The 23917-nt window shown below is 68.4% G+C and carries 28 protein-coding genes and 1 pseudogene; 11 read left to right on the forward strand and 18 right to left on the reverse strand.

The features are described 5' to 3' along the window. Positions 1-148: 148 nt before the first annotated feature. Positions 149-931 (reverse strand): isoprenyl transferase, encoded by a 783-nt coding sequence (locus EJC77_RS05860; RefSeq protein ID WP_205786925.1) that lies wholly within the window; start codon positions 929-931, stop codon positions 149-151. A gap of 142 nt (positions 932-1073) precedes the next feature. Here EJC77_RS05860 and trhA point away from each other — a divergent pair, with 142 nt between their 5' ends. After that, the gene (trhA, locus tag EJC77_RS05865) at positions 1074-1724 is read left to right on the forward strand and encodes a PAQR family membrane homeostasis protein TrhA (RefSeq protein ID WP_125610641.1); all 651 of its coding nucleotides are present in this window, start codon (positions 1074-1076) and stop codon (positions 1722-1724) included. Here the strand turns inward: trhA and EJC77_RS05870 are convergent. Next, a complete protein-coding gene (locus tag EJC77_RS05870) occupies positions 1721-2767 on the reverse strand; it encodes a hypothetical protein (protein ID WP_125610642.1) in 1047 nt (348 codons plus the stop codon). The genes trhA and EJC77_RS05870 overlap by 4 nt on opposite strands. A 184-nt stretch (positions 2768-2951) precedes the next feature. Between EJC77_RS05870 and EJC77_RS05875 the strand changes: the two genes are divergently transcribed. After that, a complete protein-coding gene (locus tag EJC77_RS05875) occupies positions 2952-3785 on the forward strand; it encodes a hypothetical protein (protein ID WP_125610643.1) in 834 nt (277 codons plus the stop codon). A gap of 522 nt (positions 3786-4307) precedes the next feature. Here EJC77_RS05875 and EJC77_RS05880 read toward each other — a convergent pair. The 3 genes from EJC77_RS05880 to mca are packed head-to-tail and all read right to left on the reverse strand — an operon-like array spanning position 4308 to position 7703. After that, positions 4308-6374: a thioredoxin domain-containing protein gene (locus EJC77_RS05880; RefSeq protein ID WP_125610644.1), complete on the reverse strand. Its 2067-nt coding sequence runs from the start codon at positions 6372-6374 to the stop codon at positions 4308-4310. A 14-nt stretch (positions 6375-6388) separates the two neighbouring features. Beyond that, positions 6389-6742, reverse strand: a complete 354-nt coding sequence (locus EJC77_RS05885) for a hypothetical protein (protein WP_125610645.1) — start codon at positions 6740-6742, stop codon at positions 6389-6391. 52 nt (positions 6743-6794) lie between these two features. Beyond that, positions 6795-7703, reverse strand: a complete 909-nt coding sequence (gene mca / locus EJC77_RS05890; RefSeq protein WP_420820300.1) for a mycothiol conjugate amidase Mca — start codon at positions 7701-7703, stop codon at positions 6795-6797. A 103-nt stretch (positions 7704-7806) separates the two neighbouring features. Between mca and EJC77_RS05895 the strand changes: the two genes are divergently transcribed. Then, positions 7807-8247, forward strand: a complete 441-nt coding sequence (locus EJC77_RS05895; protein WP_240629836.1) for a DUF4307 domain-containing protein — start codon at positions 7807-7809, stop codon at positions 8245-8247. A 133-nt stretch (positions 8248-8380) separates the two neighbouring features. Continuing rightward, positions 8381-8869 (forward strand): transcription elongation factor GreA, encoded by a 489-nt coding sequence (greA, locus tag EJC77_RS05900; protein WP_125610647.1) that lies wholly within the window; start codon positions 8381-8383, stop codon positions 8867-8869. A 72-nt stretch (positions 8870-8941) separates the two neighbouring features. On the opposite strand, the gene ilvA is transcribed toward greA, so the two are convergent. From ilvA to EJC77_RS05920, 4 genes are all read right to left on the reverse strand, one after another. Beyond that, positions 8942-10180 carry a threonine ammonia-lyase gene (gene ilvA / locus EJC77_RS05905; protein WP_125610648.1) on the reverse strand — a complete coding sequence of 413 codons (1239 nt, stop codon included), beginning with the start codon at positions 10178-10180 and terminating at the stop codon, positions 8942-8944. After that, on the reverse strand, positions 10177-11409 hold the full coding sequence (locus EJC77_RS05910) for an AI-2E family transporter (protein ID WP_125610649.1): 1233 nt from the start codon (positions 11407-11409) through the stop codon (positions 10177-10179). The genes ilvA and EJC77_RS05910 overlap by 4 nt, the downstream gene beginning before the upstream one ends. 65 nt (positions 11410-11474) lie before the next feature. Beyond that, positions 11475-11933, reverse strand: a complete 459-nt coding sequence (locus EJC77_RS05915; protein WP_125610650.1) for a Clp protease N-terminal domain-containing protein — start codon at positions 11931-11933, stop codon at positions 11475-11477. Further along, a complete protein-coding gene (locus tag EJC77_RS05920; protein ID WP_125610651.1) occupies positions 11926-12141 on the reverse strand; it encodes a hypothetical protein in 216 nt (71 codons plus the stop codon). Before EJC77_RS05920 ends, EJC77_RS05915 begins: the two co-directional genes overlap by 8 nt. Before the next feature lie 37 nt (positions 12142-12178). Here EJC77_RS05920 and EJC77_RS05925 point away from each other — a divergent pair, with 37 nt between their 5' ends. Next, positions 12179-13540, forward strand: a complete 1362-nt coding sequence (locus EJC77_RS05925; protein ID WP_240629837.1) for an ABC transporter ATP-binding protein — start codon at positions 12179-12181, stop codon at positions 13538-13540. 229 nt (positions 13541-13769) lie between these two features. Here EJC77_RS05925 and EJC77_RS05935 read toward each other — a convergent pair whose 3' ends face one another. The 8 genes from EJC77_RS05935 to EJC77_RS05970 all read right to left on the reverse strand — a co-directional run bounded on the left by EJC77_RS05935 (position 13770) and on the right by EJC77_RS05970 (position 18245). Next, entirely contained in the window at positions 13770-14180 is a 411-nt protein-coding gene (locus tag EJC77_RS05935; protein ID WP_125610653.1) for a DUF6278 family protein, read from the reverse strand. 263 nt (positions 14181-14443) lie between these two features. Next, complete coding sequence (locus tag EJC77_RS05940; RefSeq protein ID WP_125610696.1) at positions 14444-14782, reverse strand: DUF1801 domain-containing protein; 339 nt, start codon at positions 14780-14782, stop codon at positions 14444-14446. Positions 14783-14798: 16 nt separating this feature from the next. Then, positions 14799-15047 carry a hypothetical protein gene (locus tag EJC77_RS05945; protein WP_125610654.1) on the reverse strand — a complete coding sequence of 83 codons (249 nt, stop codon included), beginning with the start codon at positions 15045-15047 and terminating at the stop codon, positions 14799-14801. A gap of 87 nt (positions 15048-15134) precedes the next feature. Then, positions 15135-15908, reverse strand: coding sequence for an ABC transporter permease (locus EJC77_RS05950; protein WP_125610655.1), 774 nt, complete (start codon positions 15906-15908; stop codon positions 15135-15137). Beyond that, entirely contained in the window at positions 15901-16686 is a 786-nt protein-coding gene (locus EJC77_RS05955; protein WP_125610656.1) for an ABC transporter ATP-binding protein, read from the reverse strand. Before EJC77_RS05955 ends, EJC77_RS05950 begins: the two co-directional genes overlap by 8 nt. A gap of 60 nt (positions 16687-16746) precedes the next feature. Beyond that, positions 16747-17052, reverse strand: a complete 306-nt coding sequence (locus EJC77_RS05960; protein ID WP_125610657.1) for a hypothetical protein — start codon at positions 17050-17052, stop codon at positions 16747-16749. Between the two features lie 84 nt (positions 17053-17136). Further along, positions 17137-17331 (reverse strand): type II toxin-antitoxin system antitoxin, encoded by a 195-nt coding sequence (locus EJC77_RS05965; RefSeq protein ID WP_125610658.1) that lies wholly within the window; start codon positions 17329-17331, stop codon positions 17137-17139. Further along, positions 17328-18245 carry an SPFH domain-containing protein gene (locus tag EJC77_RS05970; RefSeq protein ID WP_125610659.1) on the reverse strand — a complete coding sequence of 306 codons (918 nt, stop codon included), beginning with the start codon at positions 18243-18245 and terminating at the stop codon, positions 17328-17330. The genes EJC77_RS05965 and EJC77_RS05970 overlap by 4 nt, the downstream gene beginning before the upstream one ends. 612 nt (positions 18246-18857) lie before the next feature. On the opposite strand from EJC77_RS05970, the pseudogene EJC77_RS21425 reads away from it, so the two are divergent. From EJC77_RS21425 to EJC77_RS05980, 3 genes and pseudogenes are all read left to right on the forward strand, one after another. Further along, positions 18858-19013: pseudogene (locus tag EJC77_RS21425) on the forward strand (ABC transporter ATP-binding protein); the annotation flags it as partial. A gap of 250 nt (positions 19014-19263) precedes the next feature. After that, on the forward strand, positions 19264-19434 hold the full coding sequence (locus EJC77_RS20950) for a hypothetical protein (protein WP_240629839.1): 171 nt from the start codon (positions 19264-19266) through the stop codon (positions 19432-19434). Next, positions 19406-19711 carry a hypothetical protein gene (locus EJC77_RS05980; RefSeq protein ID WP_125610660.1) on the forward strand — a complete coding sequence of 102 codons (306 nt, stop codon included), beginning with the start codon at positions 19406-19408 and terminating at the stop codon, positions 19709-19711. The genes EJC77_RS20950 and EJC77_RS05980 overlap by 29 nt, the downstream gene beginning before the upstream one ends. On the opposite strand, the gene EJC77_RS05985 is transcribed toward EJC77_RS05980, so the two are convergent. Beyond that, complete coding sequence (locus EJC77_RS05985) at positions 19695-20603, reverse strand: aldose 1-epimerase family protein (RefSeq protein WP_125610661.1); 909 nt, start codon at positions 20601-20603, stop codon at positions 19695-19697. The two genes, EJC77_RS05980 and EJC77_RS05985, sit on opposite strands and share 17 nt — an antisense overlap. Before the next feature lie 123 nt (positions 20604-20726). Here EJC77_RS05985 and EJC77_RS05990 point away from each other — a divergent pair, with 123 nt between their 5' ends. The 3 genes from EJC77_RS05990 to galK are packed head-to-tail and all read left to right on the forward strand — an operon-like array spanning position 20727 to position 23838. Continuing rightward, a complete protein-coding gene (locus EJC77_RS05990; RefSeq protein ID WP_125610662.1) occupies positions 20727-21530 on the forward strand; it encodes a DeoR/GlpR family DNA-binding transcription regulator in 804 nt (267 codons plus the stop codon). Continuing rightward, positions 21527-22678 (forward strand): galactose-1-phosphate uridylyltransferase, encoded by a 1152-nt coding sequence (gene galT, locus EJC77_RS05995; protein ID WP_125610663.1) that lies wholly within the window; start codon positions 21527-21529, stop codon positions 22676-22678. Before EJC77_RS05990 ends, galT begins: the two co-directional genes overlap by 4 nt. Further along, positions 22675-23838: a galactokinase gene (gene galK / locus EJC77_RS06000; protein ID WP_125610664.1), complete on the forward strand. Its 1164-nt coding sequence runs from the start codon at positions 22675-22677 to the stop codon at positions 23836-23838. Before galT ends, galK begins: the two co-directional genes overlap by 4 nt. Positions 23839-23917 lie beyond the last annotated feature (79 nt).

Raw genomic sequence — 23917 nt, forward strand, 5'->3', positions numbered from 1 at the left:
CGCCCGGAATCGAACCTCACGACGGGCGGGATGCCCGCCGTTAACGCCAAGCTACGCCGCCCCACCCCGCACCCCGGCCAACGCCCCCGGCGTGTCCGGTTACGGCCCGGTAAACGTTTGGGGCGCACCCACGGGAGCCCACGCCCGCTCAGGTGCCGAAGCGGCGGCTGCGCCCGGCGTAGTCGCGCAGGGCGCGCAGGAAGTCGATCCGGCGGAACGCCGGCCACAGCGCCTCGCAGAAGTAGAACTCGCTGTACGCGCTCTGCCACATCAGGAAGCCGGAGAGCCGTTGTTCGCCGGAGGTGCGGATCACCAGGTCCGGGTCGGGCTGCCCGCGTGTGTACAGGAACCTGGAGATGTCCTCGACACTGAGCGTGTCCGCCACCTCGCCCATGGTGCGCCCCTCGGCGTCGGCCTCGTGCAGCAGCTCACGGACGGCGTCGACGATCTCGCGCCGGCCGCCGTAGCCGATGGCCATGTTGACGTGGACGCTTTCGTGCTCGGGCGCGCGGGCGGTCAGCCGGGACAGCCGCTCGGCCAGGTAGTCCGGCAGCAGTTCCGGGGCGCCCATGGCGTGCACGCTGATGTTGGCGTCGGCGTCGAGCAGGTCGAACGTGTTGGCGATGATGCCCATCAGTTCGTCCAATTCATCGGACGACCGGTTCATGTTGTCGGTCGAGAGCATGTAGAGCGTCACGACCTTGATGCCCAGCTCCTGGCACCAACCCAGGAACTCGACGATCTTGTCCGCCCCGGCCTGGTGGCCGCGGCTGGTCGGGGCGTTGAACTGCTTCGCCCAGCGCCTGTTGCCGTCCACCATGACGCCGATGTGCCGCGGCACCGTGCCGCGGTCCAGCGACCGGGCCAGGCGCCGTTCGTAGTAGTCGTACAGCAGATGCGGCATCCGCAACGGGCGCGAGAGAAGCCGCATGGTCACTCCACCGATCCTTCCGCGTACGACCATCCGGTCACCTGCCTGTGTGCACCCAACGTTACCCGCCGCAACGGCGGGAATCCCGCAGGCGCATTGTTACCCCAAAGTAACCTACGGATTGGCGGGCTATGCTTCGTCCATGTCCTCCCCCCACCCCGCGGCGCTCAAGCCCAGTTGGCGCGGCTGGCTGCACACCGGCGCGGCCCCCGTGGTCCTCGCGGCCGGCGTGCTGCTCATCCTCCTCGCCCCGGGCACCACCGCCAAGGTGACCACGTCCATCTACACGCTGACGGGCGTCATGCTTTTTGGCACGAGTGCGCTATACCATCGCGTGGACTGGTCGCCCACGGTCAAGATCCTGCTCAAGCGGCTGGACCACAGCAACATCATGCTCGTCATCGCGGGCACGTACACGCCGCTGTCCGCCCTGCTTCTGCCCCGCTCCACGGCCACCTTGGTGCTGTGGCTCATCTGGTCGGGCGCCGTGGCCGGCGTGCTGTTCCGCGTCCTGTGGGTCACGGCGCCGCGCTGGCTCTATGTGCCCATCTACGTGGCCCTGGGGCTGGCGGCGCTGTTCTTCCTGCCACAGTTCTGGGCGGCCAGCATCCCGGCCACGCTGCTGGTCTGTGCCGGCGGCGCCTTCTACATCGCCGGCGCCGTGGTCTACGGCATCAAGCGGCCGAACTTCAGCCCGCGCCACTTCGGCTTCCACGAATTCTTCCACGCGTTCACGCTGGCCGGGTTCGGCCTGCACTTCGCCGCCATCGTGCTCGCCGTCTTCCGGCCCTAGACCCGGCTCAGCTGGCGGTCGATGGTCTCGCGCAAGACGTCCAACGCTGTCGGTTCGAACCCGTCCTTTAACAGCGAGAGCCGATGCAGTCTGTTCGCCGCATCTTCGGCGCGACCGTCATCGCGTCGGTCCATTTCCCGTACGCCAAGGAGCTTGAACCATTCGAGCGTCTTTCGTGCTGTAGAGAAGGGATCGCGGTGGATCCCGTAACACCTGAGCCGGACGTCGGCGGGGATCGCAACCTCACCCTGCGCGATGTCCGGCTCGTCACCCATGGCCGCGAGGGTGCCGCGGCGGCAGGCGACCATCAGGAGAAGCGTGATCTCGGAGTCCTCGAGCACATGGAGCCACCCGCTGGTCACGAAGCCAACAGGCAGGGCGAAATAATCCTCGCCTTTGGGAGGGACTGTGTATGGGAGCGGGTCGCCGCTGTGCTGCCATCCTGCCTCGTCGAGGAGGCTGAACCCTTCGTAACGTCCGCGTTTGCCCGGCGTCCCCGGCAGATGCACGAGCTTTGCTTCCTCGAGAGTGTCCAGCGCAGTATGCAGCGTTCTCGCCTTCTTTTCCCGGATGGTCGAGGTAGTCTTCCCGCGGCCGGAGGTGACCGCTGGGGTGGCCACCAAGTCATTCCAGCCCCGCTCCCGTGAGAAGGTCGCGAGGGGCATGTCGAGCGTGACCCGTCGGCCAGGGCGATTCTTGATTTGCGCAGCGGCCAGCGCTGTGAGGTACACGCGCAGTGCTGCCCCCTTGCTCGAGGAGATCATCGTGGCCGGAGGGCGCAGCGCGCGCTTCGGAGCCCGCCTGTCCGAAACCTCGCCTTCGGGAATCGGCTTCTCCAGACGACAGAACGGGGTCCGTATTCGCAGCCCTTCGGTCGCCAGCAGCCCCGGCGCGCCAAGGTAGTCGCTCATGGCTGCAGTTGCATTGGCGGCCGCCTCGCCGAACTGGCCATTAAGGCGGGCTCGCCGCGCTTCAAAGGCCTGGCGCTCCTTGGAGCTGAGAGTACGGGAGAAGTCCAAGAAACGGTCGGCCAAGCGTGTCATGACATGAAAATACATCGAATCAGCCTGAACGTATAAACCAGCCAGAAAGCCTGAATCTCGATACTCTGAACCTGAAGTCAATCCCTGGCGGGTTTACCCGCTATCCCAGTGTAGTGGAACTGTGGGCCCAGTCCTGCTGAACTTCAGGGGTACGACACGGAACGACGTCCATGAAGAAGGTGACATGTCCAGCCAATCGCGCCACGACAGGCCGGCCCTGAGCGGGCTCCGTCTTTTCCTGGCGGACCGGGCCGATCTGCTGCTGACGGTGGCGGCGACGGCATTGGCCGGCATCGCGACGACTCTCATGGGGTGGGCCCAGCTCAACAGCGGGCTGGCCGCCCTTCTTCGATATCTGGCGATCGCCGCCGGTGCTGTGGCCACGGGGCTGCTGATCGTCAAGGCTGTCCGGGACCACAAGAGATCCTTGTCCGTGGCAGAGGCCAGGTACGACACGATGAAAGAGCTCCGGAACAAGCTCGGTCCAGCGCTGGACCTGATGGCCGAGCTCGCCGAGGTCGATCCGGCATACTCCAGTCCTGAGCTGCTGAAGGAAAGCCTCAAGACAATCGCCACCCATTGCTGCGGCGCACTCGATGCGATGATTCCGGCGAGCACGGATGTCAGGGCCATCGTGTATGCGATGAATCAGCCGAACGGCATGTACCCGCTGGCCCGATTCGGCCGGAACGACGTTCCCCGGACCTTCTCCTTCGACGAGCAAGACGGCGCCGAGATCCTTGCGTACCTGTCCAGCAGCTCGCCCGAAGGGGAGCTGTACACCGACACGGCCAGAGAAGCGCCCTCGGACTACGAAGGCGATCGAGCACGCTACCGCACGTTCATCCGTGCCCCGATCTGGTCGAGCGGAGTACTCTTCGGCATGGTCACCGTCGACGCCCCGAAGGCAGGGTCTCTCTCGAAGGGAGATGTCTTCTTGGCGGAGTTGATCGCAGCGGAGCTCGCGCCAGCATTCGCAATTGCCGCAGCCGCGGGACGCAGCGAAAAGTCAGTCTGACGGCCTACACTGTGGGTATGAGCACACGAGTCGAAGTATCGCCAGGAGGCATCGGCTTCATCCGCACGACGGCCAAGAAGTCGATCCCGGACGCTCCCGCCGTGCTTAAGACTGCGCGCCGTCGCCCATGGCTTCTGCGCCGCGATGCCACTGAGACTCGCTTCACCAATGCCTCATCGCAGACGAGCACTCGTAAGGCGCGCTGACCCTCTCACATCCTGCGCCCCAAGACCCTCGATCTTGGGGCGCAGTTGTCTTTGCGAAAAGTTTTCGATGGTGCCGGTGCCTGTCCTCTCAGCGGCGACGGAGAGTGGCTGGGACCGAGGAGCCAAAGGCGATGGCATCCATAACCACCAGCAGCCTCGTAAGCCCCGTGATGGGTGCTCCTGCGAACCACTGGATTGTTACTGCCGAACCTGGGCACGCCAGCGGCGTATCCACCACATCCAGAAGAGGACTATCAGGCGCCATCCCCAGCCCAGGACACGGCCAGCCACGAACGTCCACGGTCCTTCCTCTACACTAGCGCAGCAACGCGTCCAGTTCCGCCACCGTGCCCACCGGGCGTTCGCACACCATGTTCCGGCACACATGTGCCAGCACGGACGTCGTTCCCCGGCCTTCCAGCAGGGGCACGGGGGCGGCGCCGACGCCGTCCCAGGCGGCCAGCACCAGCCCGGGCGACGGGGACCCGGCGACCCGCCGCACCATCGCGGCCCTCGCCTCGGGATCCGCCCCGACCACGGCCACCTCGAGCGGCCCGGCCGCGCACGCCAGTGTGACGGCCAGCAGCCCGCCGGCCGCCCGCACGCCGCGCGGCACGAGGGCGGGCAGTGGCGCCAGCAACGATTCGGCCAGCTCCCGGTGCCGGGTCGAGCCGGAATACGCCGCGTACGTCGTGAACGCCCCGGCCAGCAGCGCGGCCGGACTGGCCGTGGCGTTGTCGAACGGATCCGCCCGGCGCGGCCCGCCCGCCGCCCGCAGCAGCGCCCCGCCGTCATCGCCGTCCGTCGCCGCGTCGGGGATGCCGTCAAGCAGCACCCCGTCTACCAGGAACCGCGCCTCGGCGGCCAGGATGAGCTCCTCCGCCAGCCGGTACCACCGGGCGTCCCCCGTGGCGGCGTAGAGGGCAAAGTACCCGTCGGCGCAGGCCGCATGGTCCTCGAGCAGGCCGGGCATGCGCCCGGGCGCCCCGTCGTGCGACACGCGCGCCAGCCGGCCGCCGCGCCAGTGCACGTCGCGCAGGTAGCCGGCAAGGTCGACGGCGGCGCGCACGTACCGCGGTTCGCCCGCCGTGGCGGCGGCGTCGGCCAGGGCGGCGAGCAGCATCCCGTTCCAGCCGGCCACGACCTTCTCGTCCCGGGCCGGCGCCGGGCGCCCCCGCCGCAGCGCCCACAGGCGCGGCGCCGCCGCCTCCCACGCGGCACGCTCCCCGGCGGTCAACGCCCGGCCGGGGTGCAGCGGGCCCGGCGAGCCGTCCGCCGGCAGGTGCATGAGCGCGGCCACCGGCTCCCCGGCCTCCGCCCGTATCCACGTGTAGGTGGCGCCCTCGTGGTGGACGCCGTCGATCACCGTGTCGGCGTCCAGCGACGACGCGTAGCCGCCCCCGGGCAGCAGCAGCTCGCGGAACAGCCAATCGGCCGTGGCGGCCAATGCCCGCCGGGCGTCGACGGCCGGGAACGCCTGGTGGTCGGGCAGCCGCAGCCAGTGGGCCAGCACCCGCAGCAACGCCGCATTGTCGTAGAGCATCTTCTCGTAGTGCGGTTCGGACCAGTCGGCCGTGACGCTGTAGCGGGCGAAGCCACCGCCGAGCTGGTCGAACACGGCCGAGTTCACCATGGCCGCCAGGGTGCGCCCGGCCAGCGCCTGCGCGGCCGCCCCTCCGGGCAGCGCGGCCCGCCGGAGCAGGAACTCCAGCCCCGGCGTCGGCGGGAACTTCGGCGCGCCGCCGAACCCGCCGTGCACCGGGTCCTCGTCCACCAGCAGGGCGGCCACCGCCGCGTCGGCGAGCGGCAGCCACGGTTCCCCGCCCGCTGAGCCGGGGCCGCCGTCGTCGTCCGTCACGACCACGTTCCCCGGTGCCACCGGCCAATCGGGGCGGGCCAGCGCGTCGGCCAACGCCGCGGCGTTGGCCTCGACCGCGGGCCGCCGCCGCGTCCACGCGTCCGCGACCGCCTCAAGCACCTGCCGGAACGACGGGCGGCCGGGTGCCGGGCGCGGCGGGAAGTAGGTTCCGGCGTGGAAGGCGCGCCCGTCCGGGAGCAGGAACACGCTCATGGGCCAGCCGCCCTGGCCGCTGAGCGCCTGCGTGGCGTCCATGTAGACGGCGTCGACGTCGGGGCGCTCCTCACGGTCGACCTTGATGGCCACGAAATGCGCGTTCAGGGCGGCGGCCGTGGCCGGGTCCTCGAACGACTCGTGCGCCATGACATGGCACCAGTGGCAGGCGGCGTAACCGATCGACAGGAACACGGGAACGTCGCGCTCCGCCGCCTCGGCGAACGCCGCCGCACCCCAGGGCTGCCAGTCGACCGGGTTGGCGGCATGCTGGCGCAGGTATGCGCTGGGCTCGCCGGCCAACCGGTTCATGACGGGCGTCCGGTCTACTGGGCCGGGGTCGAGGGCGTGTCCGCCGGGGCGTCGCCGGCGGACTGGTCGCCGGGCGCCCCCGCGTCGCCGTCACCGGCGGGCGTGGCCGCGTCCCGGGCTGCCCGCTCCTGCTCGGCTGCCCGCTCCACGGCGGCCTGCTCCTGCTCGGCGACCTGGGCACGGTACCGGACCCGGCGGTTGCGTTTGATCATGTCGCGGATCAGGAAGAACATGACCACGACGATCCCGAAGGTGACCAGGAAGCCGAGGAACCCGGGACCCACCTGGTCGGCCGTCAGGCCGGGCCGCAGCGTCGGTTCCGGCTGCACGGGAGGAGTGGTGGCGGCGAGCAGTATCAAGGTGTGCACAGTTGCGTCTTTCGTTTTGTCCCCGTGGTCCGGTGCGGGCGTGGCCCCGTCTCTATCGTAGGCCAGCGAACAGGTCGTTTTCCGGCAACGTCGTGGGGATCCGGGATTCGATCAGGGAGAAATCCTCCCACGGCCACACCTTGCGTTGCATGGCCGGGCTGACCGCGAAGAAGAAGCCGTCCGGGTCCACCTGGGTGGCATGGGCGCGCAGGGCGGCCTCGCGCTGCTCGATGAAGTCGCCGCAGTCGACCTGCGTGGTGGCCGGATGGGATCCGGCCGGCGACGTGTGGCCCTCGGAATCGGATTCAAGCCAGGCGGCCAGCCGTTCGGCGTACGGCGAGGCGATGCCGGCCTCCTCCAGCGCGAAGTGCAGGGCGCGGAAGCGCTGCGGGTTGAAGGCCAGATCGTAGTACAGCTTCGACGGCTCCCACGGCTCACCCAGGCCCTCGTAGCAGGCGGCGTCACCGGCGGCCCGGAACGCCTCCACGGCCACCTTGTGCGCCATGATGTGATCCGGGTGCGGGTAACCGCCATTCTCGTCATAGGCGACGATCACGTGCGGCCTGAACCGGCGCACCAGCCGGACCAGCGGGGCGGCGGCGATCTCCAGCGGCAGGGTCGCGAAACAGCCGGCCGGCAGGGCGGGCAGCGGGTTGCCCTCGGGCAGGCCGGAGTCCTGGAAGCCGAGCCACCGCTGTTCGACGCCGAGGATGGCCGCGGCGGCCGCCATCTCGTGCCGGCGCGCCCCGCCCATGTCCCGGGCGGCGTGGGCGTTGGACGCCATCGCCGGGTTCTGGATGCCGCCGCGCTCACCGCCCGTGCACGTGGCGACCAGCACCTCCACACCCTGGGCCGCATACCCGGCCATCATGGCCGCGCCCTTGCTCGACTCGTCATCCGGGTGGGCGTGCACGGCCAGCAGCCGCAGGCTTGTCGACGCGTGCACCTTCTCAGCAGCCACGAACGCACCTTCCTTTGCTCAATTCAACGCTAAACTTGTGGTCAGGGACCGGCATCGGCCGGGCCACGACACCCCTGAGACGACCTTCGACCCTGTGGACCACGTGACTGTTTCTGACTCTCCTGCAGCTACCAGCTTAACCAATCGGTACGGGGCACCCAAGCGCGCGTTCGGCAAGCGCACCAAGGTGCTCACCGCCGTCGTCATTGCCGTGCTGGCGCTCGCGTTCGTCACGTGGCTGGCGGTGGGCCGGCAGGGGCCGAGCGTGCAGTTCAAGGACGTCGGCTACACGGTGCTGGATTCGACCATGACGCACGTCGACTTCGAGGTCACGAAGGACGCCGGCGCGACGGCCGCCTGCGACGTCAAGGCCATGAACGCGGCGTACGCGGTGGTGGGGTGGAAGACCGTCACGATCGGACCGAACGGCACCGCGACCGGCTCCAACAACGGGAAAACGACAATACTCCGCGCCGACGTGCGCACCGACTCGCTCGCCGTGACCGGCGTCGTCGACAACTGCTGGGTGGTCCATCCGGGATGATTCCCGTCGGTTGGCGGGTTGCACCGCCCTCTTGCTAAACTGACTTAATACCCTCGCCCCGCCAGGTCGCGTGCAGAGCCGTTGCATGCAGCCAGCGGGGTCTTTGCATGTTAGTACGCTCAAGGAGAAGAACGTGACTACAACCAACAGCGCCGCGTGGCTGACCCAGGACGCCTACGATCGCCTTGCCGCCGAACTGGAGCAGCTGTCCGGTCCGGGTCGCGCCGAAATCGTCAAGCGCATCGAGCAGGCCCGGTCCGAGGGTGACCTGAAGGAAAACGGCGGCTACCACGCGGCCAAGGACGAACAGGGCAAGATCGAGGCCCGCATCCGCCAGCTCACCGAGCTGCTGCGCAACGCCCAGGTGGGCGAGTCCCCCGCCGACGACGGCATCGTCGAACCCGGCATGCTGGTCACGGCCACGATCGCCGGCGACGAGACGACGTTCCTGCTGGGCAGCCGCGAGGTCGGTGGCGGCACCGACCTGGACGTGTTCAGCGAGAAGTCCCCGCTGGGCGCGGCCATCCACGGCCACAAGGTCGGCGACACGCTCAGCTACGTCGCCCCGAATGGCAAGACCATCCACGTGGAGGTCCTCGCGGCCACCCCGTACAAGGGCTAGCCACCCAACTGGTGGACGGTAGTTGCTGAAAATCCACGCATTCCCAGCAACTACCGTCCACCAGTTTTGTGCTTAATGCACCACGATCGGCTGGAAGCCCTCGGCGCGCAGGGCCGTCAGCACCAGTTCGCAGTGCTCGTGGCCCTTTGTCTCCAAGTTCACCGTGATCGACACGTCGCCCATGCTGATGGAGCCGCCCACGCGCGTGTGGTCCACGCCCGTGACGTTCGCGTCGTTCTCGGCGATGATGCGGGAGATGGTGGCCAGCGAGCCGGGCCGGTCGTCGAGCATCATGCGGATCGTCATGAACCGGCCCGCGGCGGCCAGGCCGCGCTGGATGACCTTCAACATGAGCATCGGGTCGATATTGCCGCCGGAGAGGATCACCGCCGTGGTGCCCGGGTTCTCAACCTTGCCCTCCATGAGGGCGGCCACGCCCACCGCGCCGGCCGGCTCCACCACCATCTTGGCCCGCTCCAGCAGGAAGATCAGCGCCCGGGCGAGCGCATCCTCGCTGACCGTCACCACGTCGTCGACCAGTTCGCGGATGATGGAGAACGGCAGCTGGCCCGGCCGGCCCACGGCGATGCCGTCGGCCATGGTGGACACCTTCTTCAGCGGCACCAGGGCGTCCGCGGCCAGCGAGGGCGGGTAAGCGGCGGCGTTCTCGGCCTGCACGCCGATGATCCGGATCTCCCGGCCCAGCTCCTTGGCCCGGGCCTTGACGGCGACCGAGACGCCGGCCAGCAGCCCGCCGCCGCCGACCCCCATCAGGATGGTGTCGACGTTGGGGATCTGGTCCAGGATCTCCAGGCCGATGGTGCCCTGCCCGGCCACGACGTCCACGTTGTCGAACGGGTGTACGAACACGGCCCCGGTCTCGTCCGCGTACCGCTGCGCCTCGGCCAGCGACTCGTCGACGTTGTTGCCGTGCAGCACCACCTCGGCGCCATGCCCGCGGGTGGCGGCCAGCTTCGGCAGCGCCACGCCCACCGGCATGTAGATGCGGGCGGCGATGCCCAGCGACTTCGCGGCCACGGCCACGCCCTGGGCGTGATTGCCGGCGGAGGCGGCCACCACGCCGCGGGCGCGCTCCTCCGCGCTGAGCCGGGCCATGCGCGTGTATGCGCCGCGCACCTTGAACGAACCGGCTCGCTGCAGGTTCTCGCATTTGAAGAACACGTCCGAGCCGGTGATCCGCCCCAGCGCCCGGGAACTCTCGATGGGCGTCACCTCGGTAATCCCGGCGAGCAACTCACGCGCGGACTGGACGTCGGCGAGGGTGACGGGAAGTTCCTGGCTGGGGTTCACTGTTCATTCTCTTTCTGCTTGGCCCCGGTGGGTGTCGGGGCGCGGTCTTCGGCGGGGGCTGGTGTGATGGACGACGGCGGTTCACCTGCGTCGGGCGCGTCCGCGGGGTCCCGGCCGTGCAGCCCGGCCAGGGTCGGGTCGTCGTCCCAGCCGCGGGTGGCGATGTACCTGACCGACGAGTTCGCCACGGCCAGCACGGGCACCGCGAACAGGGCGCCCAGGATGCCGGCCACGGCGGAGCCGGCGGCGACGGCCAGGACGACGGCGACCGGGTGCAGTTTCACGGCCCGGCCCATGATGAACGGCTGCAGCAGGTGGCTCTCGAGCTGCTGGACGGCGAGCACGATGGCCAGCATGATGAGGGCGTTGACCCAGCCGTTGGCCACGAGCGCCAGCAGCACGGCAACGGCGCCGGTGACGAGCGCGCCGACGACCGGGATGAAGGAGCCGAGGAACACGAGCACGGCCAAAGGCAGGGCGAGCGGCACCTGGATGATGGCGGCGCCGACGCCGATGCCGACGGCGTCCACGCCGGCGACAAGGATCTGCACACGCACATACTGGCCCAGTGACGTCCACCCGCGCCGGCCCGCGCCGTCGACGGCGGGGCGGGCCAGGCGAGGGAAGAGCCGCACCGCGAACTGCCAGATCCGCTCCCCCTCGAGCAGGAAGAAGATCAGGATGAACAGGGTCAGCAGCAGGCCGGCGCCGAATTCCCCGAACCCGGTGCCGAACGTGAGCACCTTGGACAGGATCGCGCCGCTGTTGTGCTGCAGGTTGTCCAGCACGTCGTTGAGGTACTTGGTGATCTGGTCGGTGCTCAGTCCCAGCGGCCCGTTCGTGAGCCAGTCCTGGATCTTCAGCAGGCCCTTGATCGCCTGCTGGCCCAGGTCCGACATGCCGGCCACCACTTGCCGCCCCACCAGGAACAGGGCCCCGAGCACGACGACGATGAGCCCCACCTCGGTGATGGCGACCGCCAGGCCGCGCGGCACCCGGCGCCGGATCATCCACCCGGTGACCGGGCGAAGCAGCGCTGCCAGCAGGGCCGCGACCATGAGCGGGATGATAAGCAACGTCAGGTGGGACAGGAGCCAGACGAGCATGCCGGCGGCGATGAGGACCAGCCCCATCCGCCAGGCCCAGGAACCCGCCACCCGCAACGCAAACGGCACATACTGGTCGCTGCCGCCGGTCATGGCCGGCGGGCCCTGCTGCGGTGGCGTCATGTGTCAATACTTCACTACGACCCCGGTGAATGTGAAAATGGCCCCGGCGGGAATCGGGTCCGCGCTCAGGCCATGGCGGCCCTGGCGCGCAGCCCGGCCCGGTCCAAGCCCAGCGCGGCCAGCAGCACGGCCGCGGGGTCGGGTTCCGCCCGTTCGAGGAGCGCCAACAACAGGTGCCGCGGCTCCACCCGGCGCGCCGCCTCAGCGGCCGCCAGGTCGAGGGCGCGCGGGATGACCGCCCTGACCCCGGAGGTGAGCGGCGCGTGCCGGCCGGCACGCGCCGGGGCCGCCGGTTCGGATGCGCCGAGGTTGACGCCGATGGCGGCGAGCGCCTGCCGGTCGAGTGCTCCGGATTCGGCCCGCGCGCGTTGTAGGTCCACGCCGATCAGTGCGGCGGTGGCGGGGTCGTGGAACAGGCCGAGCAGCAGGTGGTCGGTACCCAGGCGGCGATCGCCGCAACGATAGGCCTCGTCCGTACCGGCGGTGATGACGTCGCGGGCCGCCGGTGAGAGTCGGTCAAACATTGCCGGCCTTTCCGTATTCGGCGTGGATGGATTGCCGGCTGACGCCCAGGGCATCGCCGATCTGTTCCCAGGACCAGCCCTGGCGCCGGGCGGCGTCGACCTGGGCCGCCTCCACCCTTTCGGCCAGGCGGCGTAGCGCCCCGACCGCGCGGAGCCCCGTGCCCGGGTCGGCCGATTGCAGGTGGGTGGGAAGATCTTCGGTTGCCATATCTGTCAGTTAAGGCTGACAGATTGATGGTGGAACGATGCCTGCCGAAATAGACGTGGCGATCATGGTAGACGGGCTGCGCATGCGCTACGGCGCCGCCGACGTCCTGCGGGACGTGACCTTCCAGGCGCACCCCGGGGAAATCCTGGCCCTGCTCGGCCCGAATGGCGCCGGCAAGTCGACCACCATTGAAATCCTCCAGGGGTTCAGGCTGCGCTCGGTCGGCCGGGTCGCCGTGCTGGGCACCGATCCGGCCCGCGCCACTGAACGGTGGCGGGCGAGGGCGGGCATCGTCCTGCAGTCCTGGCGCGATCACGGCAAGTGGCGTGTGCAGGAACTGCTCGCCCATCTCGGCTCCTACTATGCCGGTTGGGCCTCGGAGGGCACGGATTGTTCTTCGGAGGGCACTGGGCCGCCGTGGGACGCGGCCGAGCTCGTCGCGGCCGTGGGGCTCACCGCCCAGGCCGGGCAGCGGATCGGCCGGCTCTCGGGCGGTCAGCGACGGCGGCTCGACGTGGCCATCGGCATCGTAGGCCGGCCCGACGTCCTGTTTCTGGACGATCCCACGGCCGGCTTCGACCCGGTCGCCCGGCGTGACTTTCACGACCTGGTCCGCACCCTGGCCCGCGACCAGGAGACGACGGTGCTGCTCGCCACGCACAACCTGGCCGAGGCGGAGCAGCTGGCCGAGCGCATGATCGTGCCCGACGGCGGGCGGATCGTCGCCGACGGCACGGCCGGGGAACTGGCCCGGCGGCTGGCTGGTGAGGATGAGGTGCGCTGGACCGTTGCCGGCGGACGCTGCCGGCAGGCGACGACGGATGCCACCGGGTTCGTCCGCGACCTGTTCGCCCGGCACGGTGCGGCCATCGGCGACCTGGACATCCGTCGGGCCAGCCTTCGAGGACGCCTACCTGGCGCTGGTGCACCGCGCCGAAACCAGTTCCGAATCCAGCGCCGGATCCGGCGGACCGCAGGAGGCGGCGCCATGAGACCCGCGACCGTGGCCGTGCGGGCGGGCATCACCCAGGGGTTCGTGGAACTGCGCCAGTCATTCACCCGCATGGCGCTGGTCGGGCAGCTGTTCTGGCCGGTCGCGACGCTGGCGGCCGTCGTCGTCCTGCGCGGGACACGCACCGGCGGCTTCACCCTCGGCACGTTGGTGCTGCCCGGCGTGCTCGGCATGTTCATCGCCCTGGGCATGCTGCTGTCGGTCCAATACCTGGCCGCCGACCGCGAGGATGGCACCTTACTGCGCGCCAAGGCCATCCCGAACGGGATGCGCGGCTATTTCATCGGCAAACTCGTCACGGTCTCGGGCACCATCGTCGCGTACCTCGTCATCCTCCTGGTGCCCGGCCTGTTCCTGGTCGACAGCCTCGACATCGAAGCCGCGTAACTGCAGATCGCTAATCGCCCTATCAAGCCGGGCGTGCAGACCTGGGGGCACGCCCATCGACGGAGCAGGTACCGCAATCCGATCGCCCGGAGCGAGAGCACGTGGGTAGAGCACGTTGGTCATTCGAGTACTCTAACGGACTGCCAACACTCCCTCGCCAAGAGCGTCAGTCAACGTCGACGGCTCTGACCAGGCCCAATAGCCGAACGCTGAACGGACTGAAGTCCTGCTACGCATCATGCCTGACTATTCCGAGGACGTAGGCATAGTTTTGCACGAGGGTGGGGTCCGCGATTGCAAGGCGTCTATTTGCGACTCGGACGACATCGACCGCAAAGGTTCTGGTGACCCGTACCCGGGGATATCCGTCCTTGATCACCTCCCAGTACGCCCCGGGAATGGTGTGTGTGAGAACATCGCCATAGAACATGCCGATCGGTCGGGCAAGCTCTGCCAGCAAATCGATGTCGACGGCGCTGTTGATGAGGTCATCAATGGCGGCAAGACCTTCTTCCGTTTGCGGCAACAGGTGGCCTCTTGCGTGGAAATGGTTGAGCAACTCGCCATATCCGCCGACATTGGTTGGCGGAGGCGCTGAGACCAGGTCTGCCGACTTGTACTCGGCGTACCACCTTGACATTCCCGCCGGCAGCATTTGCAACGGTTCGGCCGAATCTTCCGGGTCGCTCAGGCCGACAGCCTACGCCCGGGCTTGGGCCGGTGGACTGCTCCGCGCACCGTGGCCGTAAGCCGAACGGCCTGTGGGACACCTGGGCCGCGCGGTCAACGATCGCCAAGCCAAGAGGGAAGCGCGCGGAAAACAGCCAAAGCTCTCCACGGTCAAACGCCGGCACCTGCTCGCCCTGAACACGGCCGGCACCCACACCGTTGCACGGGTCCGTGTCAGGCAACCGCTTTCTCGACGAGCGCGCGAATCTTGGCCTCCGTCGCAGCATCCAGCGAGGTGATGGTCCACGCGACCGGGTGCATGTGGGCGCCCTCCTCACGTGCGGGGTTCACCACTTCGCCAAAGCCGAACGCGATGAAGTCCTTATCCGGTTTGATGTAGCAGATGTCCTTGCCGTCCTTCACATAGAACGGGAGTCCCCAGCGCACGATCGGCTCTAACGAGGGCGCGCTCTCCCGGATGATGCTATGCAGGCGTTCTCCAATCTCCCGGTACTGTGCGGGGGCTTCACTGAGTTTGGTGAGAACGGCCGCGTCACCCTTCTTCGTGAACATCGTGCTCAAGCCTCCTTCAAGTGGTCGTCAGGCAATTGTTGTAGCCGGCCTCGTGCGCCCGTGGACCACCGACGGCGTCCGCGACCGGCGACGGTGCCAAGCCTACGTCGCCGGGGCGGAGGTAGTCGAGGCCTGCAACCCAATCGAGGCAAGCCGCGATCCGGCCGGGCTCTTCGTGGTCGACGAGGATGCGCACACAACCGGCGACGCGCAACTCGGCATCCTGCGACCCCGGGTTCACCAAGCCCAACTGGGAGCAGATCACGATTCGAGACCATGACGCCTGGGACCATAAGCGCGTCGTCGTCGATACGGCAACCTTGAACGGGAAGAGTTCGTGTGCCTGTGCAAGCTACCGGGTTTCCCATCGGAACCAGCGGATTCCGATGAAGGCGAACCCGATGATGTACCCGGCGCAGGCAAGCAGCGAATAGATGTCCTGATTGTTCCACGCTGCCCCGCCCAGCACATCCGAGAAGAGGGTCATGAGGGCTCCCACAGGTGACCAGCCGGAAATCGACTTCACCGTGTCGCCGAGGATTCCAGTGCTGCCGATGATGCCGAGGAGCACCAGGATGATGAAGAGGACGCGGCCGATCGCGTTGACGGCGCTGGTGGATGGGACCAGCCCGACGAGGGCTTGCCCGATTGCCAAGAACACCGCTGCGCCGAGGACGGCGACGGCGAGCACGAGAGCGTACTGACCGACGGTGGGTGTCAGCCCGTGCACGATCACGCCGACGATGACAACGACAATGGACGCGATCAGGTTGGTGACCACTTGGACGCAGAGTCGACTGGTCATGATCATCCAGGTCGGTGCCGGGGTGACTCGGAGTCGTTGCAGCACGCCGACCTCTCTGTCGTGCGCGAGGTTCAGGCTGTAGCCCAGGACACAGGACGTGATCAGGCCAATGGTCAAAGCCAGGCCGATGGTCAACTCCGCTCCGCCGAGACGTGCGGTGCGGGCGCCGAGGCTGGTGGCCACCACGATGACGATCGGAAGGAGGATGCTCAAGGTCGCTGAAACCCTGTTTCGGAGCAGAACGATGGCGTCGGCACGGAGCAGCGAACGCATCGCCAGACCCAGCGGCGGACGGACGGTGTCACTCTGTGGATCAATCACGGATCTCACTTCCCGTCAGTCCGATGAAAACGTCTTCCAGGGTGACTGGGCCATGGGCGACTTCCAGCACTCGCGGATCGTCTTTGTGTTTCTCGATCAACTCTGCCGGGGTTCCGGTGGTCAGCAGGGCACCATGGTCGATGATCGCCACGCGATCGCACACCGCTTGGGCTTCCTCCATCGAGTGGGTGGTCAGAAGGATGCTGCGTCCCGCGCCTCGCGCCTGCTCGATCCGCTGCCACAGTGCGCGTCGCGACTGCGGGTCCAACCCCGCAGTCGGTTCGTCCAGCAGGAGGAGGAGCGGCTCGTGGATTGTCGCGATATATAACGCCATCCGTTGTTGCTGGCCGCCGGATAACTGTTTGAACCGTTTGCCCAGTTCCGCGTCGAGTCCGATCGTGCGCATGCTCGCGTCGATCTGCTCACGAGAAAGGTGCACCCCGTACAAGCCCGCATAGAGTTTCGCGATCTGTTCAATGCTCAACTCGGCCTGGAAGCTGGAGGATTGCAGCTGGACCCCCAGGCGGGCTTTTGCCTCCAACGGATGCTGCACCGTGTCGATGCCATCGATCAGCGATCGCCCCGACTTCGGCTTCACCAACCCTTCAATAGCGCTGAGCGTGCTCGTCTTACCCGCCCCATTGGGTCCGAGCAGTCCGAAGATCTCCCCGCGATCAATGCGAAAACTGACACCGCCAACGGCGACCCTCGCGCCATAGGCGACCCGGAGATTATCGACTGCCAACACGGGCGGCGGCAACTGGCTCGCATCACTCATCGAGACTTATCCCTTCAGGACAGGTGCCCCGGCCACATGCGCCCGGAGCGAGGCGGATGCTCATTCGCTCTTCAGCGTGATGCCGAGGTCCGGTTTGACGAATGTGGCGACGTACACGGGCCAGATCTGGGCCCCACGGCACCAGAAGCGTGCAGTCCCGTTTTCCGTGACATCAAATGGCCGTTCCGGGCTGCGCAACCTGCCGTCGCGCAGCCGGAGGGTGTGATGTCCCGGCTCGACTGTCAACTCGGCGGTTTCCTCCCTTGCTACCGAGCCGACGACCGTTCCGTCGAGCACGATATCGTACGGAGCAATGGCGAAGAATCCTCGACCCCGCCGGGCCACCTGCAGTGTCGCTGATGCCATGACATTCCCGTCTCCATGAAGCCGACCAAGCTCTAATATGATATCACTTTAACTGGCAACGCGACGCAGGTGATCCGTTCGCGATCAGGTGACGGGCGGCCGTCCGCGCTTCCGAATGGGGGCCACGTCTTTCGGCAGTCGTCCTGCCTTCTTCAGCGCGTCGCGGAGAAGAATCTCGATCTGGGCGTTCACGCTGCGGAACTCGCCTGCGGCCCAGCGGGCGATCGCATCGTGCACGGCGGGGTCCAGTCGCAGTAGCAGCTGCTTGCGTTCGGTCATGACGAGTACAGGGTTCCGGTGTTGACGACCGGCGCGGTCGGCTGGTCGCTGCACAGGACGACCATCAGGTTGCTGACCATCGCCGCTCTACGCTCATCGTCGAGAGTCACATAGTCGCTCTCGTTCAGCCGGTCGAGCGCCATCTCCACCATCCCGACCGCACCCTCGACAATGCGCGACCTCGCCTCGACGACGGCGCCGGCCTGCTGCCGACGCAACATCGCCTGCGCAATCTCCGGCGCGTAGGCCAGGTGACTGATCCGCACCTCGACTACCTCGATCCCGGCCAAGGCAACTCGGGCTGTCATCTCGTGGGAGAGCTCACTGGCGACCAGTTCCGTGGAGCCGCGAAGCGATGTCTCTTTCTCGCCGCTCGTATCGTACGGGTAGGTGGTTGCGATCTGCCGCAGGGCCGATTCGGCTTGCACGGACACGAAATCAAGATAGTCATCGACGGCGTAGACGGCTTTCGCTGTATCGGCGACCTGCCATACGACAATGGCCGCGATCTCCACCGGGTTGCCCTCGGCATCATTGACCCGCAAGTGACGTGTTTCGAAGTTCCGCACCCGCACGCTGATCTTTCGGCGCGTCGAAAGGGGTGCCACCCACGACAGCCCAGGGCGGCGAACGGTTCCCACGTACCGGCCGAAGAACTGCACCACACGGGTCTCTCCCGGCTGGATGATCACCAACGATCCCAGCACCAAGACGAACGCGAGCACGGGCAACACAAGAAACTGGGCATGCCCACTGCGGATCAGCACAATACCGACGACCATCAGAACGGCAAGGACGACGACGCCGTACCCGCCGTGCAGCGACCGTACATTCCTCTCCTCAACATCCACCCGTGCGCCAGAATGCACGAACGGCGCCGCATCCGGGCCTTGCCTATCATGAGTAATATCCATGTTGTCGCCTCCACGGCAATCCTAAAGTGATATCACGATGCCGGCCGTGACCGCGACAGAAGCACCTTCACCCCGCGTCACCCGGCCGATGCCATCTCGATGCCCATCCACTATAGATAGACGTGCCCGTAGGGCCGGGTTGCATCATGGGAAGGTGAATGCAACCCGCGGTCATTTCGCGAAAGCCAAAGGGGAACACCTGCCTGTCCCAAGACGGTCCTCCACCGGGACAAGCGCAGTTGAAGGATGTCGGATCTCGATCGCTGCGTTCCGGAGCCGGTCGATTCCCGTATGACCCGGCCCGCGAAATTGCCCGGTCAAGGGAGGGCAAACGCTACATGCAACGCCATGGCCGGAATCCCGATCGTCTACGCCCACGTATCCGACAACTCGTCCTCCAGATGCCGCCGCCGGTAGTCGCCCAGGCACTCGGCTACCACCACACCAGCACCACCAGGATCGGATCCGAGGCCGGATCCCCTGGAGCGGATACGTACCTGGCGACCACAGCCGATAACAACTCCCGCAACATCGAGCCATTCCCAACATCGACAAAGCCGGCCACACCCATCGACAGAATCACGAGAGAATCCGAAGAATACCGACTACTCAATCAACGGTCGCTACCAGTACCGGGTCCTACTACGCGTGCTCGCGACCGGGCGATTCCAACAGTGGTGGGATGCGGACGAACTCATCGCGGCCGTCGGCCTGGCCGGCCAGACGGACAAGCAGGTTCGGATGCTGTCCGGTGGGCAGCGGCGGCTGGATGTGGTGATCGGCATCCTGGGCCGGCCGGAACTGCTGTTCTTGGACGAACCCACGGCCGGGTTCGGCCCGGTGGCGCCGCGCGGCTTCCATGACCTGGTCCACGGCCTCACGGGGGCGCACGAGGCGACGATCCTGCTGACCCCCACGACCCGAAGGTGCGCAGGTCTTCGCTGGAGGATGCCCATCTCGCCCTGGCGCAATGGGCCGAGACCGGCATCGAAGCCGTCAGACTGGAGGAGGCGGCCTCATGACCCCCACAACCGCCGCCGTGCGCGCGGGGCTGTCCCGGCGCCTGATCGAGCTGCGTCATTCGTTCACGGGCACGGCCTTGGTCAGCCAGCTGTTCTGGCCGGTCGCGACACTGGCGGCCATCGCGTGGCAAGTTGCTCGTGATCCCGTACCTGGCCGCCGAACGTGAGCACGGCACGCTGCTCCGTGCCAAGGCCATCCCGAACGGGATGCGCGGCTATTTCGTCGGCAAGCTCATCACCGTGTCCGGGACCATCCTCGCGTACCTGGTCATCATCGTGGTGCCCGGACCATTCATCCTCGACGGGCCCTACATGGACGACGTCTGCTCCTGGCGCTCGTGGCAACCCAGTCCATCTCATGGACCTGGTCGCGATCTCCGGCATCTTCCATCCCATCACCGCCGCGCCGGGTCGGCTGACCCGCAGCTTACAGGTCGGCCTTGATGCCCCACCGCAGCGTGTAGGACGCGCCGGGTTCGAGCCAGCGCAGCCCGTCGCCGGAGTTGAACGCGTTCGCCGGCCCGGTCATGGGCTCCACCGCCACGGCCAGCGGGCGGCCCGGGAACCCGGTCGTGATGAACACGTGCACGTGCGTGGCGGACTCGTCATGCCACAGGGTGACCGCGCGCCCGTCCGCGGCCGACAGCGTGTGGCGGGCCACGCCGTCGTCGTACGCCACGTCGGTGAAGCAGGTGTCCATCAGTGCCGCGGCGGCCGCGCGGCCGGCGCGCAGGTCCCACTCCCCCGCCACCGGTTCGGCGCCGGTGGGGATGAGCCGGTCGTCGGCGGTGATGAGGGTGGCCGCGGCGACCGTGAGCGTCAGCCCGCCCGGGTCGGCGTCACCGACGCGCAGGTAGGGGTGCGCGCCGAGCACGAACGGGGCCGGACGGGGCGAGTCGTTGGTGAGCGTCTGCGTCACGGCGAGAGAGCCGTCCGCGGCCAGTTCGTAGACGACCCGGTGCCGGGCCAGGAACGGGTAGCCGTGCTGCGGGTGGATGACGGCCTCCAGCTCGGCCCGGAACGGGGTCACGGACAGCACGGTGTATCCGGTGTTGCGCAGCAGCCCGTGGATGGCGTTGCCGCGCGGCACCTCCGTGATGTCGAGCTGCTGCGGCGCGCCGTCGAGGAGCCAGCGCCCGCCGTCCACCCGGTTGGCGAACGGCGCCAGCGTGATACCCGCGGCGCCGGGGGCGATGGCGTCCGCCCCGTACCCCTCCACGAGGTCGACGCCGGCGCGTTCGTAGCGGCGCAGCCCGGCGGCCAGGGAAACGACGACGGCGCGCGCGTCGCCGCGGCGCAACACGACTTGGGTGCCGGAGGCGGGGAGTTCGGTCATGGCTCAAAAGTACACGGCCCGCTCCGTGGACAGGGCGCTGTACCGCCACCGCCATCGATGTTATATTTTGTGTGAAACGTGTTGGAATTTGGTATTTGTTGTGTCGATGGGGAGGGAGACGCCGTGCTGGCACCCGAACGGCAGGCCCGCATCCTGGCCGAACTGGACAACCACCAGGCGGTCCGTGTCACCGACATCGCCGGCCTGCTCGGCGTCAGCGAGATGACCGTCCGGCGGGACATCGACGTGCTGGAGACGGCCGGCCGGCTGCGCCGCATCCACGGCGGCGCGTCGCGCCTGGCCGGGCTGAGCGCCGTCGAACCGGGCTTCTCATCCAACGCCGACAAGGCCCTGGGCGCCAAGGCAGCGATCGCCGCCGCGGCTTGGCCGCTGATCGAATCCGGCATGACGATCGGGCTCACCGGCGGCACCACAACCTACCGGCTCGCGCGCGAACTGGGCCGGCGCCGGGCCGAGCTCGAACGGCTGACCATCGTCACGAACTCGTTGAAGGTCGCCGAGGCGCTGCACCGCGGCCCCGGCCAGGAGCCGTGGAAGGTCATCGTGACCGGCGGTGAGCGCACGCCGTCGGAGGCCCTGGTCGGCCCGGTCACGTGCGCGGCGCTGCGCGGGCTCAACACCGACCTGTGCTTCATGGGCGTGCACGGCATCGACGCCGCCCGCGGACTGACCACCCCGAACCTGCTCGAGGCGGAGACGAACGCAGCGTTCGTCGCCGCGACCGGCCGGCTGGCCGTGCTCGCCGACCACGCCAAGTTCAACGTGCGCGCCCTGGCCGTCATCGCCGGCCTCGACGACGTCGACACGATCATCACCGACGACGGCGTCGGCGCGGGAACGCGCGACACGTTCGCGGCCCTGGTGCCCACCTTCATCACCGCCGGCCCGACCAGGGAGACCCCATGACCCGCCCCACCAGTACCCGCCTGGCCGACGGCCGTGAGCTGATCTACTTTGACGACGCCGGCTCGGGCCGACGGGCGCACACCGTCGTCGACCACCGCCCGCTGGACCCGCGCAGCGACGCGGGCACCGGCGAGTTGCGCTTCGACGCGCTGACCGGCGACTGGGTGGCGGTGGCGGCGCACCGCCAGACGCGCACCCACCTGCCGCCGGCGGAGGCGTGCCCGCTGTGCCCGACGTCGGGCACGAACCTCTCGGAGATCCCCGAGGCCGACTACGACGTCGTCGTGTTCGAGAACCGCTTCCCGTCCCTGGGCCCGGCGCTGGGCCCCGCGCCCGTGGGCCCCGCGCCCGGCGACCCGGGCTGGGGCACCGCGGGCCGCGCGTTCGGCCGCTGCGAGGTTGTCGCGTTCACGCCGGAGCACACCGGCTCGTTCGCCGCCCTGTCGGCTGGCCGGGCCCGCACCGTCATCGACGCGTGGGCGCACCGCACGGCCGCGCTCGGCGCGCTCCCCGGCATCCGGCAGGTGTTCCCGTTCGAGAACCGCGGCCAGGAGATCGGCGTGACGCTGCACCACCCGCACGGGCAGATCTACGCCTACTCGTACCTGCCCCCGCGCTCGGCCGTCATGGCGCGGGCGGCCCGGGCGTTCCACGACGCACACGACGGCGCCCGGACACTGGCCGGGCACATCCTGGCCGGGGAGTCGGAGTCCGGCGAGCGCATGGTGCTGCAGGGAGAGCACTTCAGCGCGTATGTGCCGTTCGCCGCGCACATGCCGCTGGAGGTGCACTTGGTCCCGCACCGGCACGTGCCCGACCTCGCCGCCCTGCACGACGCCGAACGCGACGAACTGGCACATCTGTACCTGGAGCTGCTGCGCAAGGTCGACAACCTGTATGACACGCCCACCCCGTACATCGCCGCCTGGCACCAGGCCCCGCTCGACGCGGCGAACCGGGCCGCCGGCCGCCTGCACCTGCAGTTGACGTCGCCGCGGCGGGCCGCCGACAAGCTGAAGTTCCTGGCCGGTTCCGAGGCCGCCATGGGCGCCTTCATCAACGACACCCGGCCCGAGCAGGTCGCGGCGCGGCTTCGTGAGGTCCCGGCCGCGCCCAAGGCCGACAACCTGGAAGTGAGCCACCCGTGACCACCCGCACCGACGTCGACGACATCGCCGCGGCGTTCACCGCGCACTTCGGCCACGCCCCCGACGGGGTCTGGTCCGCGCCCGGGCGGGTGAACCTGATCGGCGAGCACACCGACTACAACGAGGGGTTCGTGCTGCCGTTCGCCATCGACCGATCGGCGCGGGTCGCGGTCCGGTTGCGCGCGGACGCGACGGCCAGGCTCGTGTCCGCCTACGGCAACCAGGGTCTGGTCACGGTCAACCTGGACACGCTCTCCCCCGGCACCATGAAGGGCTGGACGGCGTACCCGCTGGGCGTGCTCTGGGTACTGCGGCAGCAGGGCGTGGCGCTGCGCGGCTTCGAGCTGTACCTGGACTCGGATGTGCCGCTGGGCGCCGGGTTGTCGTCGTCGGCCGCGATCGAATGCGCCACCGCGCTGGCGTTCGACGAGCTGCTCGGCGCGGGCCTGGCCCCCGCCGACCTGGTGCTCGTGGGCCAGCGCGCAGAGAACGAGGTCGTCGGGGCGCCTACGGGCATCCTGGACCAGTCCGCGTCCCTGCTCGCCACCGAGGGGCATGCCGTGTTCCTGGACTGCCGCAGCCGCGAGTCGACGCTGGTGCCGCTGGACCTGGCCGCGGCCGGGCTGCTGGTGCTCGTCGTGGACACGAAGGTAACGCACAGGCACGCCACGGGCGACTACGCCGAGCGCCGGGCGTCCTGCGAGCTCGGCGCCGAGGTGCTGGGCGTGGCCAGCCTGCGCGACGTCGACGCCGAGGACCTGGCCGAGGCCGCCGGGCTGCTGGACGGGGAAACGTACCGCCGGGTCCGCCACATCGTGACGGAGAACCGGCGCGTGCTGGCCACCGTCGACGTGCTCGGCACGGACGGTCCCGCCGCGATCGGGGACCTGCTCACGGCCAGCCACGCGTCCATGCGCGACGACTTCGAGATCTCCTGCCCGGAACTGGACCTGGCCGTCGACACGGCCCTCGCCAATGGCGCGCTCGGGGCCCGCATGACCGGCGGCGGGTTCGGCGGTTCCGCCATCGCGCTGCTGCCGGCGGCCGGGGAGCCAACGGTGCGTGCCGCCGTCGTCCATGCCTTCGCCGCGGCCGGATTCACGGCACCGGACATCTTCGCCGTGACCGCCGCGGCAGGCGCCCGCCGCCTGGACCGCTGATCGAGCTTGTCAGGCCCGGTGGTCGAGCCTGTCGAGACCTGATTTCGACGGGCTCAATCACCGGTGGTCGAGCTTTTCA

The organism is Specibacter cremeus, assembly GCF_003946885.1.
In the GTDB taxonomy this organism is placed as follows: Bacteria; Actinomycetota; Actinomycetes; order Actinomycetales; family Micrococcaceae; genus Specibacter; species Specibacter cremeus.

Excerpts from the sequence above, each read along its gene's own strand:
- EJC77_RS05860 (WP_205786925.1), bottom strand. The coding sequence starts at position 931 with ATGCGGCTTCTCTCGCGCCCGTTGCGGATGCCGCATCTGCTGTACGAC.
- trhA (WP_125610641.1), top strand. The coding sequence starts at position 1,074 with ATGTCCTCCCCCCACCCCGCGGCGCTCAAGCCCAGTTGGCGCGGCTGG.
- EJC77_RS05870 (WP_125610642.1), bottom strand. The coding sequence starts at position 2,767 with ATGACACGCTTGGCCGACCGTTTCTTGGACTTCTCCCGTACTCTCAGC.
- EJC77_RS05875 (WP_125610643.1), top strand. The coding sequence starts at position 2,952 with ATGTCCAGCCAATCGCGCCACGACAGGCCGGCCCTGAGCGGGCTCCGT.
- EJC77_RS05880 (WP_125610644.1), bottom strand. The coding sequence starts at position 6,374 with ATGAACCGGTTGGCCGGCGAGCCCAGCGCATACCTGCGCCAGCATGCC.
- EJC77_RS05910 (WP_125610649.1), bottom strand. The coding sequence starts at position 11,409 with ATGACGCCACCGCAGCAGGGCCCGCCGGCCATGACCGGCGGCAGCGAC.
- EJC77_RS05915 (WP_125610650.1), bottom strand. The coding sequence starts at position 11,933 with ATGTTTGACCGACTCTCACCGGCGGCCCGCGACGTCATCACCGCCGGT.
- EJC77_RS05920 (WP_125610651.1), bottom strand. The coding sequence starts at position 12,141 with ATGGCAACCGAAGATCTTCCCACCCACCTGCAATCGGCCGACCCGGGC.
- EJC77_RS05925 (WP_240629837.1), top strand. The coding sequence starts at position 12,179 with ATGCCTGCCGAAATAGACGTGGCGATCATGGTAGACGGGCTGCGCATG.
- EJC77_RS05935 (WP_125610653.1), bottom strand. The coding sequence starts at position 14,180 with ATGTCAAGGTGGTACGCCGAGTACAAGTCGGCAGACCTGGTCTCAGCG.
- EJC77_RS05940 (WP_125610696.1), bottom strand. The coding sequence starts at position 14,782 with ATGTTCACGAAGAAGGGTGACGCGGCCGTTCTCACCAAACTCAGTGAA.
- EJC77_RS05955 (WP_125610656.1), bottom strand. The coding sequence starts at position 16,686 with ATGAGTGATGCGAGCCAGTTGCCGCCGCCCGTGTTGGCAGTCGATAAT.
- EJC77_RS05960 (WP_125610657.1), bottom strand. The coding sequence starts at position 17,052 with ATGGCATCAGCGACACTGCAGGTGGCCCGGCGGGGTCGAGGATTCTTC.
- EJC77_RS05965 (WP_125610658.1), bottom strand. The coding sequence starts at position 17,331 with ATGACCGAACGCAAGCAGCTGCTACTGCGACTGGACCCCGCCGTGCAC.
- EJC77_RS05970 (WP_125610659.1), bottom strand. The coding sequence starts at position 18,245 with ATGGATATTACTCATGATAGGCAAGGCCCGGATGCGGCGCCGTTCGTG.
- EJC77_RS20950 (WP_240629839.1), top strand. The coding sequence starts at position 19,264 with ATGACCCCCACAACCGCCGCCGTGCGCGCGGGGCTGTCCCGGCGCCTG.
- EJC77_RS05985 (WP_125610661.1), bottom strand. The coding sequence starts at position 20,603 with ATGACCGAACTCCCCGCCTCCGGCACCCAAGTCGTGTTGCGCCGCGGC.
- galT (WP_125610663.1), top strand. The coding sequence starts at position 21,527 with ATGACCCGCCCCACCAGTACCCGCCTGGCCGACGGCCGTGAGCTGATC.